General features: G+C 70.7%; 15 protein-coding genes. 11 read left to right on the forward strand and 4 right to left on the reverse strand.

Features of this window, described 5'->3' with window-relative positions:
* Positions 1-617 precede the first annotated feature (617 nt).
* From AW274_RS37250 to bldD, 4 genes are all read right to left on the reverse strand, one after another.
* Positions 618-1,493, reverse strand: coding sequence for a universal stress protein (locus tag AW274_RS37250; protein WP_062443429.1), 876 nt, complete (start codon positions 1,491-1,493; stop codon positions 618-620).
* Between the two features lie 6 nt (positions 1,494-1,499).
* A complete protein-coding gene (locus tag AW274_RS37255; RefSeq protein WP_062443431.1) occupies positions 1,500-2,723 on the reverse strand; it encodes an arginine deiminase in 1,224 nt (407 codons plus the stop codon).
* A 37-nt stretch (positions 2,724-2,760) separates the two neighbouring features.
* Entirely contained in the window at positions 2,761-2,979 is a 219-nt protein-coding gene (locus tag AW274_RS37260; protein WP_062443434.1) for a DUF3040 domain-containing protein, read from the reverse strand.
* Positions 2,980-3,082: 103 nt separating this feature from the next.
* The gene (gene bldD, locus AW274_RS37265; RefSeq protein ID WP_030450384.1) at positions 3,083-3,577 is read right to left on the reverse strand and encodes a transcriptional regulator BldD; all 495 of its coding nucleotides are present in this window, start codon (positions 3,575-3,577) and stop codon (positions 3,083-3,085) included.
* Positions 3,578-3,967: 390 nt separating this feature from the next.
* Here bldD and pyrR point away from each other — a divergent pair, with 390 nt between their 5' ends.
* The 11 genes from pyrR to rpoZ all read left to right on the forward strand — a co-directional run bounded on the left by pyrR (position 3,968) and on the right by rpoZ (position 15,112).
* A complete protein-coding gene (pyrR, locus tag AW274_RS37270; RefSeq protein WP_083975465.1) occupies positions 3,968-4,540 on the forward strand; it encodes a bifunctional pyr operon transcriptional regulator/uracil phosphoribosyltransferase PyrR in 573 nt (190 codons plus the stop codon).
* On the forward strand, positions 4,537-5,451 hold the full coding sequence (locus tag AW274_RS37275) for an aspartate carbamoyltransferase catalytic subunit (RefSeq protein WP_062342635.1): 915 nt from the start codon (positions 4,537-4,539) through the stop codon (positions 5,449-5,451). Before pyrR ends, AW274_RS37275 begins: the two co-directional genes overlap by 4 nt.
* Positions 5,448-6,737 carry a dihydroorotase gene (locus AW274_RS37280; protein WP_062443440.1) on the forward strand — a complete coding sequence of 430 codons (1,290 nt, stop codon included), beginning with the start codon at positions 5,448-5,450 and terminating at the stop codon, positions 6,735-6,737. The genes AW274_RS37275 and AW274_RS37280 overlap by 4 nt, the downstream gene beginning before the upstream one ends.
* A complete protein-coding gene (gene carA, locus AW274_RS37285) occupies positions 6,734-7,837 on the forward strand; it encodes a glutamine-hydrolyzing carbamoyl-phosphate synthase small subunit (RefSeq protein ID WP_062443442.1) in 1,104 nt (367 codons plus the stop codon). The genes AW274_RS37280 and carA overlap by 4 nt, the downstream gene beginning before the upstream one ends.
* Positions 7,830-11,108 (forward strand): carbamoyl-phosphate synthase large subunit, encoded by a 3,279-nt coding sequence (carB, locus tag AW274_RS37290; protein WP_062443444.1) that lies wholly within the window; start codon positions 7,830-7,832, stop codon positions 11,106-11,108. The genes carA and carB overlap by 8 nt, the downstream gene beginning before the upstream one ends.
* Positions 11,109-11,164: 56 nt before the next feature.
* Positions 11,165-11,983, forward strand: a complete 819-nt coding sequence (locus AW274_RS37295; protein ID WP_062443493.1) for a dihydroorotate dehydrogenase electron transfer subunit — start codon at positions 11,165-11,167, stop codon at positions 11,981-11,983.
* Positions 11,973-12,932 carry a dihydroorotate dehydrogenase gene (locus AW274_RS37300; protein WP_232320679.1) on the forward strand — a complete coding sequence of 320 codons (960 nt, stop codon included), beginning with the start codon at positions 11,973-11,975 and terminating at the stop codon, positions 12,930-12,932. The genes AW274_RS37295 and AW274_RS37300 overlap by 11 nt, the downstream gene beginning before the upstream one ends.
* The gene (gene pyrF, locus AW274_RS37305; protein WP_062443450.1) at positions 12,929-13,633 is read left to right on the forward strand and encodes an orotidine-5'-phosphate decarboxylase; all 705 of its coding nucleotides are present in this window, start codon (positions 12,929-12,931) and stop codon (positions 13,631-13,633) included. The genes AW274_RS37300 and pyrF overlap by 4 nt, the downstream gene beginning before the upstream one ends.
* A gap of 161 nt (positions 13,634-13,794) precedes the next feature.
* Entirely contained in the window at positions 13,795-14,118 is a 324-nt protein-coding gene (mihF, locus tag AW274_RS37310) for an integration host factor, actinobacterial type (RefSeq protein WP_030450375.1), read from the forward strand.
* 148 nt (positions 14,119-14,266) lie between these two features.
* On the forward strand, positions 14,267-14,830 hold the full coding sequence (gene gmk, locus AW274_RS37315; RefSeq protein ID WP_062443453.1) for a guanylate kinase: 564 nt from the start codon (positions 14,267-14,269) through the stop codon (positions 14,828-14,830).
* Between the two features lie 12 nt (positions 14,831-14,842).
* Entirely contained in the window at positions 14,843-15,112 is a 270-nt protein-coding gene (gene rpoZ / locus AW274_RS37320) for a DNA-directed RNA polymerase subunit omega (RefSeq protein ID WP_062342647.1), read from the forward strand.
* Positions 15,113-16,359: the final 1,247 nt, after the last annotated feature.

Below are 16,359 nucleotides of genomic sequence, written 5' to 3' on the forward strand. Positions count from 1 at the left end.
CTAGAGCGCATCTTCGGGAGGTGAGCTTGTGGGGCGGGGCCACCGCTGTGGTGGGGCTCGAGCGCATCTTCGAGAGGTGAGCTAGGCCGGGCGGGGCCACCGCTGGTGTGGGGCTCGAGCGCATCTCCGGGAGGTGAGCTAGGCCGGGCGGGGCCACCGCTGGTGTGAGGCTCAAGCGCATCTCCGGAAGGCGAGCGGGCCACCGCTGGTGTGGGGCTCGAGCGCATGTTCGGGAGGTGAGCTTGCCCGGGCGGGGCCACCGCTGGTGTCGGGCTTGAGCGCATGTTCGGGAGGTGAGCTTGCCCGGGCGGGACCACCGCTGGAGCGGGGCTCGAGCGCATCTTCGAGAAGCGAGCTAGCCGGGGCGGGACCACCGCTGGAGCGGGACTCGAGCGCACCCCGCGGCAGGCGACCTACTGGGCCCCGCCTCGGCGGGGGACACCTCGATGGCCAGGGCGGCCACGGCGGGCTTGTCGCCGCCGGTCACGTTCCCGGGCCGCCGGGCGGCGGCGTCGTCCCCCCGAGCACGCTGTCGTCGTGATGGCAGATCTCCCGTCACGACGGTGCCCTGGACTCCGAGCAGCCGGCCGGGTGCTGGCGCACCTAAGGCAGGCGGGCTAGCTGGTCGCCGCCCTAGGGAGGACCACCACCGGGCAGGGGGCGGCTCGGATGATCTTCAGCGACATGTCGCCCACGAAAACGCGGCGCAGTGGACCGGCCGGGCTCGATCCGCAGACCAGCAGCTCGCCCGGTGTCCAGTCGGTCCCGGCCAGCGCCTCGGTGGGGTCAGAGGCGGCCAGCACCTCGGTGGTGACCCCCCGGGGGAGGGAGGCGGTGCGGCGGGGGCTGCGGACCGCCGCGCGCAGGGCGTGTTCGCAGCGGGCGTGGACCTGCTCCAGGACGTCTTCTGGCACCCCGGGGGCCGTCGGCAGCACGGTGATCAGGCGGAGGGGGAGCTGCAGCGTCCCGGCCGCCCTGATCGCCAGCAGGAGGGCGTCTTCGCAGGCGGGGGACTTGTCGTAGGCGAAGGTGATGCGGGTCAGGGCGGCCGGGGGGTCGGCCGCGTAGCCCTCCGGGGCCAGGCACACGGGCGTGTGGCTGCTGTGCAGGAGCTGGTCGGCGGTGCCGCCGACGGCGATGCGGCCGGCGGGGCCATAGGGGGCCGAGCCGATGACGATCAGGTCGCAGGTCTCCTGTGCCGACAGCCGGTTCAGGCCCAGGCCCGCGCTGCGGTGGACCGTGGAGACCGCCTCGGCCTCGTCGAGGCCGGCCTCCCGTGCGGCCTTCTCGGCCAGGCTCAGGGCCGCCGACTGGCGTGCCGACAGGTAGGCCTGCCACTCGGCGTCGGCCTTTCCCGGGGCGGGGGTCTCCCAGGCCGCCGGGCGCACGATCGCCACCCGCACGTGGCCGTCGAGCGTCCGGGCGAAGACGCCGGCCAGCGCCAGGGCGTCGTGGCCCCGGGAGTCGGGGACGAAGCCGGTGACGATGTTCACGCCCGATCAGATCCCGTCGCGCAGCAGCGGGCAGCTCATGCAGCGCGGGCCGCCGCGTCCCCGGCCGAGTTCGCTGCCCCTGATCGTGATGACCTCGATCCCGCTCGCCCGCAGGAAGTTGTTGGTGGTCGTGTTGCGCTCGTAGCCGATGACGACGCCGGGTTCGACGGCCAGCACGTTGCAGCCGTCGTCCCACTGCTCGCGTTCGGCGGCGTGCACGTCCTGGGTCGGGGTCAGCACCCGGATGTCGTCGAGGCCGATCGCGCGGGCGATGGCGCGGTGCATCTCCTCGGGCGCGTGGTCGGTGACCTTCAGCTCCTTGTCGGTGTCGCCGGGTTCGATCGTGTACGACGCCAGCATGCCCAGCCCCGCGTACTTGGTGAACACCCCGACGTCGACGTTGGTCATCACCGTGTCGAGGTGCATGAACGCGCGGGCCTGCGGCAGCCGGAGCGCCACGATGACCCGGGCCGAACCGGCCGCGAACAGGTTCTTGGCGAGCATCTCGATCGCCTGCGGCTGGGTGCGCTCGCTCACCCCGACCAGCACCGCCCCCCGGCCGATCACCAGGACGTCGCCGCCCTCGATGGTGGCGGGCGCCATCGACGTGCCGGGATACCAGACCCCGAAGCGCTCCTCGGCGAACATCGGGTGGAAGCGGTAGACGGCCTCCATGTTGACCGTCTCGCGGCGGCGGGCCCGCTTGCGCATGGCGTTGACGGAGACGCCGTCGTACACCCAGCACGAGGTGTCGCGCGTGTAGAGGTGGTTGGGCAGCGGCGGCAGCACGAAGTCGTCGGGGTCGAGGGTGTGGAAGAACAGCGACTTGGGGTCGCAGCCGAGGTCGAGGGTCTCGCGTTTGGTCAGCCCGCCGGTGAGGTGGGAGGCGAGGTCGGCGGCCGACAGGGAGTCGAGGGTGTTGCGGATCGCGTCGGCCGCCATCGGGCCGAAGAAGCGCTCCTCGACGCTGCCGTCGAGGATGTGCTTGCGGGCCTCGGGGATCTCGGCGGTCTCGCGCAGCAGGTCGTGCAGCAGGGTGACCCGCACGCCCCGGTCGCGCAGGACCCGCTGGAACTCCTCGTGCTCCTCGACGGCCCGCGCCACCCACAACACGTCGTCGAAGAGCAGATCGGCCATGTTGGTGGGGGTGAGCCGCTTCAGCGCCAGGTCGGGGGCGTGCAGCAGCACGTGGTGGAGGCGCCCGACCTCGGAGGCGACGGTGAACGTCATATCCGGCGACCTGCCCGTCACCGAATGTGGTCAAACGCTAGTTGATTGCCATAAACGGCATCAAAAATGCGGTAATCAGCACGATTCCGGCCACGGCCATGGCCGGACGGCCCGTCATGAAGGCGGGGAGGATGGGCACCTCACGGTCGGCCGGGTCGCCGTGCGCGGCGAGGTCCTGGGCGAGCTGGGGGTCGCTGCGGCGGAACTGCCGTGCGATCTCGTCGAGCGCACGCCGCTCGGCCCGGGACAGCCTCATGCGATCTTCCTTCACTTGGGGAAACCGTGAAGGATGTTTTAGCGTTAATTGTCCGAAATGACCAGCGCGATCACCCCGGCTCGCGGAAGGGGTGATCGCGGGATCAGAACGACTCGACGGCGCGGCGGGCCTCGGCGTCGAGGACGCCCCACGCGATGAACTCCTCGGTCAGCTCGGCCGGCGACCGGTCGTATATGACGGCCAGGGAGCGCAGGTCCTCCTGGCGGATGCTCAGCACCTTGCCGTTGTAGTCACCGCGCTGCGACTGGATGGTCTGCGCGTAGCGGGCAAGCGGACCGGCCTTGTCCTTCGGCAACTGGCCAAGGCGCTCAAGGTCGATCACGAGCTTCGGCGTGGGCAGCAGCGGGGAGGGCGCGGTGCCCCCGGGAAGCAGCTCGGACACCGGCACCCCGTAGAAATCGGCCAGTTCGGCAAGCTTCTGCACGGTCACCGCACGGTCGCCACGCTCGTAAGAGCCCACCACGACGGCCTTCCAGCGGCCGCGGGACTTCTCCTCCACCCCGTGCAGCGACAAGCCCTGCTGTGTTCGGATCGCGCGCAGCCGCGCGCCAAGCGACTTGGCGTAGTCAGACGGCATCGTTTGGGCCCCCGGCTTTCTATGTCTGTTCTTACTTGATTGTGTGCCCACGTCCCGTATGCCCGGTTCACCGGGTGCGGCACCTGGGGGCAGGTACCAACGGTGACCGTTGCGTCGGGTTTTACCCAGGAAGGTCGAGAGTTGTGGTTACGGACAGTGACGGTAAAGCCGTCACAGTCAAAGGTCAAGTCGATTGGGAAAAGATGGCGAAACCGTGCTCTCGGCGAGAACCGAGCATCCTTCGGATTTCGGGCGCTCCGTGACGGTCGGCCTCCTACCTGCCATGGGACCCGTCCCCGCTGGCAGCGGCAGGGGGCCTGGTAGGGTTTCGGTGGCCAGACACCCTTTTAAGACCCGTCCCGTGAGGCGGGAAAGGCGGTGAACTTTCCGATGACGCATGCCCAAAATCAAGTAGCCAGGGCCGTGCTCGAAGGGCCGGACATCCACCGGGCCCTCACCCGGATCGCCCACGAGATCCTCGAACGGACCCGGGGCGCCTCCGACGTCGTCCTTCTCGGCATCCCCACCCGCGGCGCCACCCTCGCCCATCGCCTGGCCGAGCGCGTGGCCCAGTTCGAGGGCGTGAAGGTGCCGGTCGGCTCGATCGACATCACCATGTACCGCGACGACCTCCGGCTCGGCCCCGCCCGGCCCCTCGGCAAGACCGACGTCCCGGCCGGCGGCGTCGACGGCAAGACCGTGGTCCTCGTCGACGACGTGCTCTTCTCCGGCCGTACGGTCCGGGCCGCGCTCGACGCCCTCAACGACCTCGGCCGCCCGAAGGCGGTCCAGCTCGCCACCCTGGTCGACCGCGGCCACCGCGAGCTGCCCATCCGGGCCGACTACGTCGGCAAGAACCTGCCGACCGCCAAGAGCGAGAAGGTCAAGGTCCTGCTCTCCGAGATCGACGGCCGCGACGCCGTCGAACTGCTCAAGAACGAGACCGAGGGGGCGGCCAAGTGAAGCACCTGATCTCCGCCGGAGACCTCTCCCGCGACGAGGCCCTGCTCATCCTCGACACCGCCGAGGAACTGGCCCGCGTCTCCGAGCGCTCCATCAAGAAGCTGCCGACCCTGCGCGGCCGGACCGTGGTGAACCTGTTCTTCGAAGACAGCACCCGCACCCGGATCTCCTTCGAGGCCGCCGCCAAGCGCCTGTCGGCCGACGTGATCAACTTCTCGGCGAAGGGGTCGAGCGTCTCCAAGGGCGAGTCGCTCAAGGACACCGCGCTGACCCTGGAGGCCATGGGCGCCGACGCCGTGGTCATCCGCCACGGCGCCTCCGGCGCCCCCCACCGGCTCGCCAACTGGGTGCGCGGCAGCGTGCTGAACGCCGGCGACGGCACCCACGAGCACCCCACCCAGGCCCTCCTCGACGCCTTCTCGATGCGGCAGCGCCTGGGCCGCCTCGACGGCCTCAAGGTCGCCATCGTGGGCGACATCCTGCACAGCAGGGTGGCCCGCTCCAACGTGCTGCTGCTGTCGACCCTCGGCGCCGAGGTGACCCTGGTCGCCCCGCCGACGCTGCTGCCGGTCTCGGTGGAGCGCTGGCCCTGCCAGGTGTCCTACGACCTCGACGCCGTCCTGCCCAAGGCCGACGTCGTGATGATGCTGCGCGTGCAGCTCGAACGCATGAACGCGGCCTACTTCCCCAGCGCGCGCGAGTACAGCCGCCGCTACGGCCTCGACCGCGACCGCTTCGCCAAGCTCCACGACGACGCGATCGTGATGCACCCCGGGCCGATGAACCGCGGCATGGAGATCTCCGCCGAGGTGGCCGACTCCCCCCGCTCGACCATCGTCGAGCAGGTCGGCAACGGGGTGACCGTGCGGATGGCCGCGCTCTACCTGCTCATCGGAGGCGAGAACCAGTGATCGTGATCAGGAACGCCCGCATCCTGGGCGGCGAGCCCCGCGACATCCTCATCGCGAACGGGCTGATCTCCGAGATCGGCGCCGGGCTCGGCGGCGACACCGTCATCGAGGCCGAGGGGCTCATCGCCCTGCCGGGCCTCGTCGACCTGCACACCCACCTGCGCGAGCCCGGCCGCGAAGACGCCGAGACCGTCGAGACCGGCACCCGCGCCGCCGCGATGGGCGGCTTCACCGCCGTCCACGCCATGGCCAACACCTCGCCCGTGGCCGACACGGCCGGCGTGGTCGAGCAGGTCTGGCGGCGCGGCCAGGAGGCCGGCCACTGCGACGTCCACCCCGTCGGGGCCGTGACCAGCGGCCTGGAGGGCAAGCACCTGGCCGAGCTCGGCGCGATGGCCGACTCCCAGGCCCGCGTCCGGGTGTTCTCCGACGACGGCAAGTGCGTCAGCGACGCCGTGCTGATGCGGCGGGCGCTCGAATACGTGAAGGCGTTCGACGGCGTCGTGGCCCAGCACGCCCAGGAGCCGCGCCTGACCGAGGGCGCGCAGCTCAACGAGGGCGAGGTCTCGGGGCGGCTCGGGCTCACCGGATGGCCGGCGGTCGCCGAGGAGGCGATCATCGCGCGCGACTGCCTGCTGGCCGCTCACGTCGGCTCGCGGCTGCACGTCTGCCACGTGTCGACGGCCGGGTCCGTCGAGATCATCCGGTGGGCCAAGTCCAAGGGCTGGAACGTGACCGCCGAGGTCACCCCCCACCACCTGCTGCTGACCGACTCCTGCGCCGAGGCGTCGCCGGTCGGGCCGTACAACCCGATCTACAAGGTCAACCCGCCGCTGCGCACCCACGACGACGTCGCCGCGCTGCGCGAGGCCCTCGCCGACGGCACGATCGACTGCGTCGCGACCGACCACGCGCCCCACCCGGTCGAGGACAAGGAGACCGAGTGGGCCGCGGCGGCCATGGGCATGATCGGCCTCGAGACGGCGCTCAGCGTCGTCCAGGAGGCGATGGTCGAGACCGGCCTGCTCGACTGGGCCGGGGTCGCCGACCGCATGTCGGTCCGCCCGGCGCGCATCGGCCGCCTCGCGGGCCAGGGCCTGCCGCTGGAGCCGGGCTCGCCCGCGAACATCACCCTGTACGACCCGGCCGTCCGCACCCCGGTCGACCCGACGGCGATGGTGTCCCGCAGCCGCAACACGCCCTATGAGGGCCTCACCCTGCCCGGCCGCGTCGTCGCGACCTTCCTGCGGGGCCGCCCGACCGTTCTCGATGGGAAGCTCGTATGACCGCTCTGCTCGTTCTGGAAGACGGCCGTGTCTTCGAGGGGGTGCCTTACGGCGCCGTCGGGGAGACGTTCGGGGAGATGGTCTTCAACACCGGCATGACCGGTTACCAGGAGACCCTCACCGACCCCTCCTACCACCGCCAGATCGTCGCGATGACCGCGCCGCACATCGGCAACACCGGCGTCAACGACGAAGACCCCGAGTCGGGCCGCGTCTGGGTCGCCGGGTACGTCGTCCGCGAGCCGGCCCGCGTCCACTCCAACTGGCGCGCCAACCGGTCGCTCGACGACTACCTGCGCGAGCAGGGCGTGGTCGGCATCGCCATGCGCGGCACCCGCGCCCTCACCCGCCACCTGCGCGAGCGGGGCGCGATGCGGGCCGGCGTCTTCTCGGGCGACGCGCTGCCTCCCGTACACGAGCTGGTCGAAAGAGTGCGCCGGAGCCCCGAGATGACCGGAGCCGACCTCGCGGCCGAGGTCGCGACCACCGAGACCTACGTGGTCCCGGCGATCGGCGAGAAGAGGTTCACCGTCGCCGCCGTCGACCTCGGCATCAAGGGCATGACCCCCCACCGCATGGCCGAGCGCGGTTGTGAGGTGCACGTGCTGCCCGCCACCGCGACGGCCGAGGAGATCCTCGCCCTCGGCCCCGACGGCGTGTTCTTCTCCAACGGCCCCGGCGACCCCTCGACCGCCGACCACGCCGTGACGACCATGCGCGGGGTGCTCGACGCGGGCAAGCCCGTCTTCGGCATCTGCTTCGGCAACCAGATCCTCGGCCGCGCGCTGGGGCTCGGGACCTACAAGCTCCGCTACGGCCACCGCGGCGTCAACCAGCCCGTGCAGGACCGGCGGACCGGCAAGGTCGAGATCAGCGCCCACAACCACGGCTTCGCCGTCGACGCCCCCCTCGACGGCCCCTTCGACACCCCCTACGGGCGGGCCGAAGTGAGCCACGTCAACCTGAACGACGACTGCGTCGAGGGCCTGCGGCTGCTCGACCGGCCGGTCTTCAGCGTGCAGTACCACCCCGAGGCGGCCGCCGGACCCCACGACGCGGCCTACCTGTTCGACGAGTTCTGTGAGGTCATGGGTGCCTAAGCGGACGGATATCCAGTCGATCATGGTGATCGGCTCCGGGCCGATCGTGATCGGGCAGGCCTGCGAGTTCGACTACTCGGGCACCCAGGCCTGCCGCGTGCTGCGCGCCGAGGGCTTCCGGGTGATCCTGGTCAACTCCAACCCGGCCACGATCATGACCGACCCGGAGTTCGCCGACGCCACGTACGTCGAGCCGATCACCCCGGACATCATCGAGAAGATCATCGCCAAGGAGCGCCCCGACGCGCTGCTGCCGACCCTGGGCGGCCAGACCGCCCTCAACGCGGCCGTCGCCCTGCACGAGAGCGGGGTCCTGGAGCGTTACGACGTCGAGCTCATCGGCGCCAACTTCGACGCCATCCAGGCCGGCGAGAACCGCGAGAAGTTCAAGACCATCGTCGCCAAGGTCGCCGAAGAACACGGCCTCAACGCCGAGTCGGCCCGCAGCGTCATCTGCCACACCATGGACGAGTGCCTGGCGGGCGCTGAAGAACTGGGCTACCCCGTCGTGGTCAGGCCGTCGTTCACGATGGGCGGCGCCGGGTCCGGGTTCGCCCACGACGAGGCCGACCTGCGGCGCATCGCCGGGGCCGGGCTCGACGCCTCGCCGACCACCGAGGTCCTCCTGGAGGAGTCGATCCTCGGCTGGAAGGAGTTCGAGCTGGAGGTGATGCGCGACCGGGCCGACAACGTCGTCATCGTCTGCTCCATCGAGAACATCGACCCGATGGGCGTGCACACCGGCGACTCGGTCACCGTCGCGCCCGCGATGACGCTGACCGACCGCGAATACCAGAACATGCGCGACGTCGCCATCGCGGTCATCCGCGAGGTCGGCGTCGACACCGGCGGCTGCAACATCCAGTTCGCCGTCGACCCGGCCACCGGCCGCATGATCGTCATCGAGATGAACCCGCGCGTCTCGCGGTCCTCCGCGCTGGCGTCCAAGGCCACCGGCTTCCCGATCGCCAAGATCGCCGCGAAGCTGGCCGTCGGCTACACGCTCGACGAGGTGCCCAACGACATCACCAAGGAGACCCCGGCCTCCTTCGAGCCGTCGCTCGACTACGTGGTCGTCAAGGTGCCGAGGTTCGCCTTCGAGAAGTTCGCCGGCGCCGACCAGACCCTCACGACCCACATGAAGTCGGTCGGCGAGGCGATGGCCATCGGCCGCTCCTTCCCCGAGGCGCTGCAGAAGGCGCTGCGGTCCCTGGAGAAGAAGGACTCCCAGTTCTCCTGGACGGGCCCCGTCGCCCCCAAGGAGTCGCTGATCGCCCAGATGCGCGTCCCGCACGACGGCCGCCTGCGCACCATCCAGCAGGCCATCCGCGCCGGGGCGACCCTGGAGGAGCTCCACGACGCGACCAAGGTCGACCCGTGGTTCCTCGACCAGCTGTTCCTCATCCACGAGGTGGCCTCGGAGATCCGCGAGTTCGACGGGCCGACGCTGAAGAAGGCCAAGGAGCACGGCTTCTCCGACGTCCAGATCGGCGAGATCCTCGGCCTCGACGAGGTGCGGGTCCGCGACCTGCGGCACGCCCTGGGGCTGCGGCCGGTCTACAACACCGTCGACACCTGCGCGGCGGAGTTCGCGGCCAAGACCCCCTACCTCTACTCGACCTACGACGAGGAGACCGAGGTCCCGACGGGCGACCGGCCCAAGGTGATCATCCTCGGCAGCGGGCCGAACCGCATCGGGCAGGGCATCGAGTTCGACTACGCGTGCGTGCACGCCTCGTTCGAGCTGGCCGCCGCCGGGTTCGAGACCGTCATGGTCAACTGCAACCCCGAGACCGTCTCGACCGACTACGACACCTCCGACCGGCTCTACTTCGAGCCGCTCACGCTGGAGGACGTGCTGGAGGTCGTGCACGCCGAGCAGGTCACCGGCCCCGTCGCGGGCGTCATCGTGCAGCTCGGCGGCCAGACCCCGCTGGGCCTGGCCCAGGCGCTCAAGGACGCCGGGGTGCCGGTCGTCGGCACGCCGCCCGAGAGCATCCACCTCGCCGAGGAGCGCGGCGCGTTCGGCCGGGTCCTGGCCGAGGCGGGCCTGCCCGCCCCGCGCCACGGCACCGCCCTCTCCGTGGACGAGGCCCGCGCCATCGCCGAGGAGATCGGCTACCCGGTCCTCGTCCGGCCCAGCTACGTCCTGGGCGGCGCCGGTATGGCCATCGTGTACGACGACGACACGCTGACGACGTACATGGGCAAGGCCGCGACCGACCACCCGGTGCTCATCGACAAGTTCCTCGACGACGCCATCGAGATCGACGTCGACGCCCTCTACGACGGCGAGGAGCTCTACCTCGGCGGCGTCATGGAGCACATCGAGGAGGCCGGCATCCACTCCGGCGACTCGGCCTGCGCGCTGCCCCCGATCACCCTCGGGAGCTTCGACATCAAGCGCATCCGCACCGCCACCGAGGCCATCGCCAAGGGCGTGGGCGTGCGCGGCCTGCTGAACGTCCAGTACGCCATGGCGGCCAACGTCCTGTACGTGCTGGAGGCCAACCCGCGCGCCAGCCGGACCATCCCGTTCGTCTCCAAGGCCACGGCGGTGCCGCTGGCCAAGGCGGCGGCCCGGGTGATGATGGGCGCGACCATCGCCGGCCTGCGCGAGGAGGGCATGCTGCCCTCCTCCGGCGACGGCGGCACGCTGCCGATGGACTCGCCGATCGCGGTCAAGGAGGCGGTCCTGCCGTTCGACCGGTTCCGCGGCGTCGACATCGTGCTCGGCCCCGAGATGCGCTCGACCGGCGAGGTCATGGGCGTCGACGCCGGCTTCGGCTCGGCCTACGCCAAGTCGCAGCAGGCGGCCTACGGCGGCCTGCCCACCAAGGGCAGGGCGTTCGTGTCGGTGGCCAACAAGGACAAGCGGGCGATGATCTTCCCCGTCAAGGCGCTGGCCGAGCTCGGCTTCGAGATCCTGGCGACGGAGGGTACGGCCGAGGTGCTGCGCCGTAACGGCGTCCATGCCAAGATCGTGCGAAAGCAGAGCGACGGTCCGGGCGCCGACGGCGAGCCGACGATCGTGCGGCGCATCCTCGACGGGGAGGTGGACCTCATCGTGAACACGCCCTTCGGCAGCCCCGGCCAGTCGGGGCCGCGGCTCGACGGCTACGAGATCCGCACCGCCGCCGTGCTGCGCGGAATCGCGTGCATCACGACGGTCCAGGGTCTGGCCGCCGCGGTGCAGGGCATCCAGCACATCGTCCGCGGCGACGTGGGCGTGCGCTCGCTCCAGGAGCACGCTCAGCGCCTCAGGGGCTGACAAGGGAGTTCGACGTGGCCGGGAGCCCGGTGCAGGTGACGGGGACGGTGCTGACCATGCGCCGGGTCGACGCCTACCACGCGCTGACCGTCGTCGCGCCGGGCATCGCCGACCGGTTCCGGCCCGGCCACTTCGTCACCGTCGCCGTGGGCGGGCCGCGGACCTCGACCCTGACCCGCCGGGCCTTCGCCGTCCACGACGTGAAGCCCGACTACGGCGGCACCGTCGAGCTGGTGTTCACCGTGCGCGGCGCGGGCACCGCCTGGCTGGCCGACCGGCGGGCCCGTGATCCGCTGGATCTCATCGGCCCGCTCGGGCGGCCCTTCCCGCTGCCCCGCGACCCGGCCTCCTGCCTGCTGGTCGGCTCCGAATACGGGGCCGCCGGGCTGTTCGCCCTGGCCGACGCGCTGCAGCAGCGCAACTGCCGGGTCGACTTCGTGCTGGGGGCCGCCTCCTCCGACCGCGTCTTCGGCGCCCTGCGCGCCCGGCGCATGGCCGAGACGGCGACCCTCACGACCCGCGACGGCTCTCTGGGTGTACGCGGGTCGGTGGTCGACGTGCTGCCCGGGGTGATCGCCGACACGCACGCCGACGTCGTCTACGCGTGCGGGCCGATGGCCACGCTCGGCGGCGTGACGGCGGTGTGCGCCGAGTTCGGCATCCCCGTGCAGGTCAGCGTCGAGGAGCTGATGGCGTGCGGGATCGGGCTCTGCATGACCTGTACCGTTCCCGTGATCGGCGACGACGGCGTCACCCGGATGACCAGGGCGTGCGTCGACGGGCCGGTCTTCCGCGGCGAGCGGGTGCGCTTCGACGACGTCGGCACGATCCCGTTCGACGCCCACGGGGCGCCGGGAGGCGACCGTGCCCGCTGACATGCGCACCTACCTGGCGCACGTCGAACTGCCCAACCCGATCCTGACCGCCTCCGGCTGCGCCGGGACCGGCCGCGAGCTGGCCCCCTTCGCCGACGTGACCCGTCTCGGGGCCCTGACGACCCGTACGATCACGATGGCGCCCCGGGCGGGTCGTCCCACCCCCCGCATGGCCGAGACGCCCTCAGGGCTTCTCAACGCCGTGGGGCTCCAGGGGCCGGGGGTCGACGTCTTCCTGGCCCGCGAGCTGCCCTGGCTGGCCGAGCGCGGCGTCCGGACCGTCGTGTCGATCGGCGGCGGCAGCGTCGCCGAGTTCTCCGCGCTGGCCCGCAAGCTCACCGACGCCCCCGGCGTGACCGCGCTGGAGGTCAACCTGTCGTGCCCCAACGTCGAAGACCGGGGCCGCGTCTTCGCCCGCGACCCGTCGGCGGCCGGTGAGGTCGTCTCGGCCGTGCGCACCGCCGCGCGCTACGACCTGCCGGTGATCGCCAAACTCCAGCCCGACGTCGCCGACGTGGTGGCCATCGCCAAGGCGTGCGTCGACGGCGGCGCCGAGGCCCTCTCGATGATCAACAACCCGGTCGGCATGGCCATCGACGTCGACCGCATGCGCCCGGCCCTGGCCGCCGGCACCGGCGGCCTGTCCGGCCCCGCGATCCGGCCGCTGGCCGTCAAGTGCGTCTGGCAGGTGCACGCCGCCCTGCCCGGCACCCCCGTCATCGGCATGGGCGGCGTCACGAGCGGCCGCGACGCCCTTGAGCTGGTCCTGGCCGGAGCCTGCGCGGTCGCGGTGGGTACGGTCCTGTTCCACGACCCGTACGCCGGCCACCGCGTGCTCAGAGAGCTGGAGGAACTCCTCCAGGAGCGCGGGTTCGACCGGCTCGCCGACGCGGTGGGGCTGGCTCACCGCCCGTCCCACCGCACCGACCGTGAGGAGAGTTCCCTGTGACGCCCGCACCCATCGCCGTCGCCCTGGACGCGCCCGACCTGGAGACCGCGGCCCGCTGGGCGAGCCTGGTGACCCCCCACGTCTCGACCGTCAAGGTCGGCCTGGAGCTCTACCTCCGCTACGGGCCCGACGTGATCGCCTCCGTCCGGGGCGCCAGCGGCGTGCAGGTCTTCCTCGACCTCAAGCTGCACGACATCCCCAACACCGTCGCCGGCGCCACCAAGGCCGTCGCCCGGCTCAAGCCCGCCTTCCTGACCGTCCACGCGACCGGCGGCGCCGCCATGATCCGCGCGGCCGTCGAGAACGCGCCTCAGACGCGCATCGCGGCCGTCACGGTGCTCACCTCGCTGTCGGAGCCCGACCTGGCCGCCATCGGGCTTCAGGGGCCGCCTCAGGACGCCGTACGCCGTCTCGCCGCGCTCGCGGTGGGCGCCGGGGCCCAGGCGCTCGTCTGCTCTCCCATGGAGGTCGCGGCGGTCAGGGCCGAGGTGGGGGAGGGCATCACGCTCATCACGCCCGGGGTGCGCCCGGCGGGCGCGGCGTCCCAGGACCAGGCGCGCGTCGCGACCCCCGAGAGAGCGCTTGCCGACGGCGCAGACCTCCTCGTGATCGGGCGTCCGATCACCGGTTCGGCCGACCCCGGAGCGAGCGCCGCGGCCATCGCGGCGGCACTGAGGCGCACATCACTGTCCCGCCCCTGATGAGGCCGTTTTCATCGACGGACAGTTAATTTGCGATTACGGGGCGTAGTTTATTTAGATTTCTTTGCTAGAAACAGGTCTTGACGTTGCCGGAAGGGGCAAGGACCAGCTAATTTCCCCTCTCGTCCGAGTACATCGACAGAAATTCGAGGTGACCCGGCGTGGCTCTTCCTCCCCTGACCCCCGAGCAGCGCGCCGCAGCACTTGAGAAGGCTGCGAAGGCCCGCAAGGAGCGTGCTGAGGTCAAGAACCGTCTCAAGCATGGCGCGGTGTCTCTTGCCGAGGTGCTCAAGGATGGGCAGACCGACGACGTCATCGGCAAGATGAAGGTCTCGGCTCTGCTGGAGTCGCTCCCTGGCGTGGGCAAGGTCCGCGCCAAGCAGCTGATGGAACGTCTTGGTATCGCCGAATCCCGCCGCGTGCGCGGACTTGGCGCCAACCAGCGCGCTTCTCTGGAGCGCGAATTCGGTGGCGCGGAAAGCTGAGGCGTACGCTTTCGGCCATCCCCCGGGATGGCCGGGGATCGCGTGACACCAGAGGGGCATTGAGTTGACCACGACGTCCTGGTCCGACGGCGGCACGGCTCACGAGGCCGAGAAAACCGGAGGGGACGGGGCGCGATACGGTGGCTCCATGCCTCTGACACGCCTGACGGTCCTGTCCGGGCCGTCCGGCGTCGGCAAGTCCACGGTCGTCGCCGAGCTCCGGCGGGCACACCCAGAGGTGTGGCTGTCGGTCTCGGTGACCACCCGGAAACCCCGCCCCGGGGAGACCCACGGGGTCGAATACTTCTTCGCCGACGACGCCGAGTTCGACCGGCTCATCGCCGACGGAGACCTGCTGGAGTGGGCCGAGTTCGCCGGCAACCGCTACGGCACCCCGCGCGTCGCCGTCGAGGAGCGTCTCGCCAAGGGTGAGCCCACCCTGCTCGAGATCGACCTCCAGGGTGCGCGCCAGGTCCGCGGCACCATGCCCGAGGCCCTGCTCGTCTTCCTCGCCCCGCCGACGTGGGAAGAGCTCGAGCGCCGGCTGCGCGGACGCGGCACCGAACCACCCGACGTGATCGCCCGCCGCCTCGACGCCGGGCGGGTCGAGATGGCGGCCGAGAAAGAATTCGACCTCACCCTTGTCAACACGTCGGTGCAAGAGGTATGTCGACGGCTGATAGATTTGATGGCTGACGATCCGACTAGCTAGGGGACCCCTACTGTGACCACCAGCTCCACCTACGCCGAGGGCATCACCAACCCGTCGATCGACTCGCTGCTCGACGTCGTCGACAGCAAGTACAGCCTGGTCATCATGGGCGCCAAGCGCGCGCGTCAGATCAACGCCTACTACTCCCAGCTCGGCGAGGGCCTGCTCGAGTACGTCGGGCCGCTGGTCGAGACCCACGCCCAGGAGAAGCCGCTCTCGATCGCGCTGCGCGAGGTCTCCGAGGGCCTGCTGACTTCTGAGCCCATCGAGGGTGCTGTGTGATTTTGCGTGTGCTCCGCACACGCGGGCTCGGGCGCTCTTAGTCCGGGTCTTCCCTCGTCGCTCCGGTTCGCTTCGCTCTCCTGCGCTCCTCGGTCCAGACCCGGACGCGCCCGAGCGGGCACCATATGAGCGGCGCTTGAAGTGATTGCCGTGGGAGTTCTTGTGTGGCCTGGGGGATGAGTTCCTCCGGGCCCTTTTGCTGTTCTGGGGCGTTTTGTGGCGGTCTGGGGTGATCGTCGGGCTGCCCTGAGGTCGACGGTCGTGAACCAGTGCAGTCCGATGCCTGGCCGGCAGCCTGAAGGTGTTCTGGTTGTGGACGGTAGTGCGCTCGCCGGCCAGTCCCGCGATAGCCAGACAAATTAGCCTGATCGCCAGCTCAAGCCGCCGCAGCTCTTGCAACGCCGAACACGTTGACCCGACTGACGCCGTCTCGGGCTGATCACGTCCACACGGCCACGCCAGTCGCATGGCCTCACCCGGCTGTCAGCTCAGGCCGACACCGCCCACACCACCCGACGAATGTGCCTGATCGCCGCCTTGGCCAGGACAGATCACGCTCGAACGTTCGACCACACGAGCTCGCTTGAGACCCAAGGCCGGCACAGGGCGCATCTCAAGCTTGGCTACACAAGCTCGCTTGACGCCGGAGGCTGGCGCAGGCCGCATCTCGACCTTGGCTACACAGCTCGCGCCGTCGCCGCCGCAGACCAGCAGCGGTCACACTCCAACGTCGGCCTCACGAGCTCGCTTGATCGCTGCCTCGGGCCAGTTTGAATCGCATCCCGACTTCGGCTACGCGGGTTCGCTTGATCACGGCCTCGGGCCAGTTCGGATCGCATCCCGGCTTCGGTCATGCGGGTTGGCCTGATCACGGGCTCGGGCCAGTTCGGGTCGCATTCCAGCCTCGGCTACGCGGGTTGGCCTGATCACGGCCTCGGGCCAGTTCGGGTCGCATCCCGGCCTCGGCTACGCGGGTTCGCTTGATCGCTGCCTCGGGCCAGTTCGGGTCGCGTCCCACCCTCGGCCACACGGGTTCGCCTGATCAGGGCCTCGGGCTGGCATGGTCACCTCCAGTGCCGGCCGCACGAATTGGCGATCACGGCATCTAGCCAGCACAGTCCGCACCGCGACGTCGGCCTCATGAGTTCTCCTGGTCATGGCCTCGGGCCGGCGCAGATCGCGCGTTGCGGCGGGTTGGGGGAGCGGGGGCTGGCGCCTTGGGCGGTGTGGGGTGGGGCGGTGGGGGG

Origin of the sequence: Herbidospora daliensis, assembly GCF_001570585.1 — a bacterium.
GTDB classification, from domain to species: Bacteria; Actinomycetota; Actinomycetes; order Streptosporangiales; family Streptosporangiaceae; genus Herbidospora; species Herbidospora daliensis.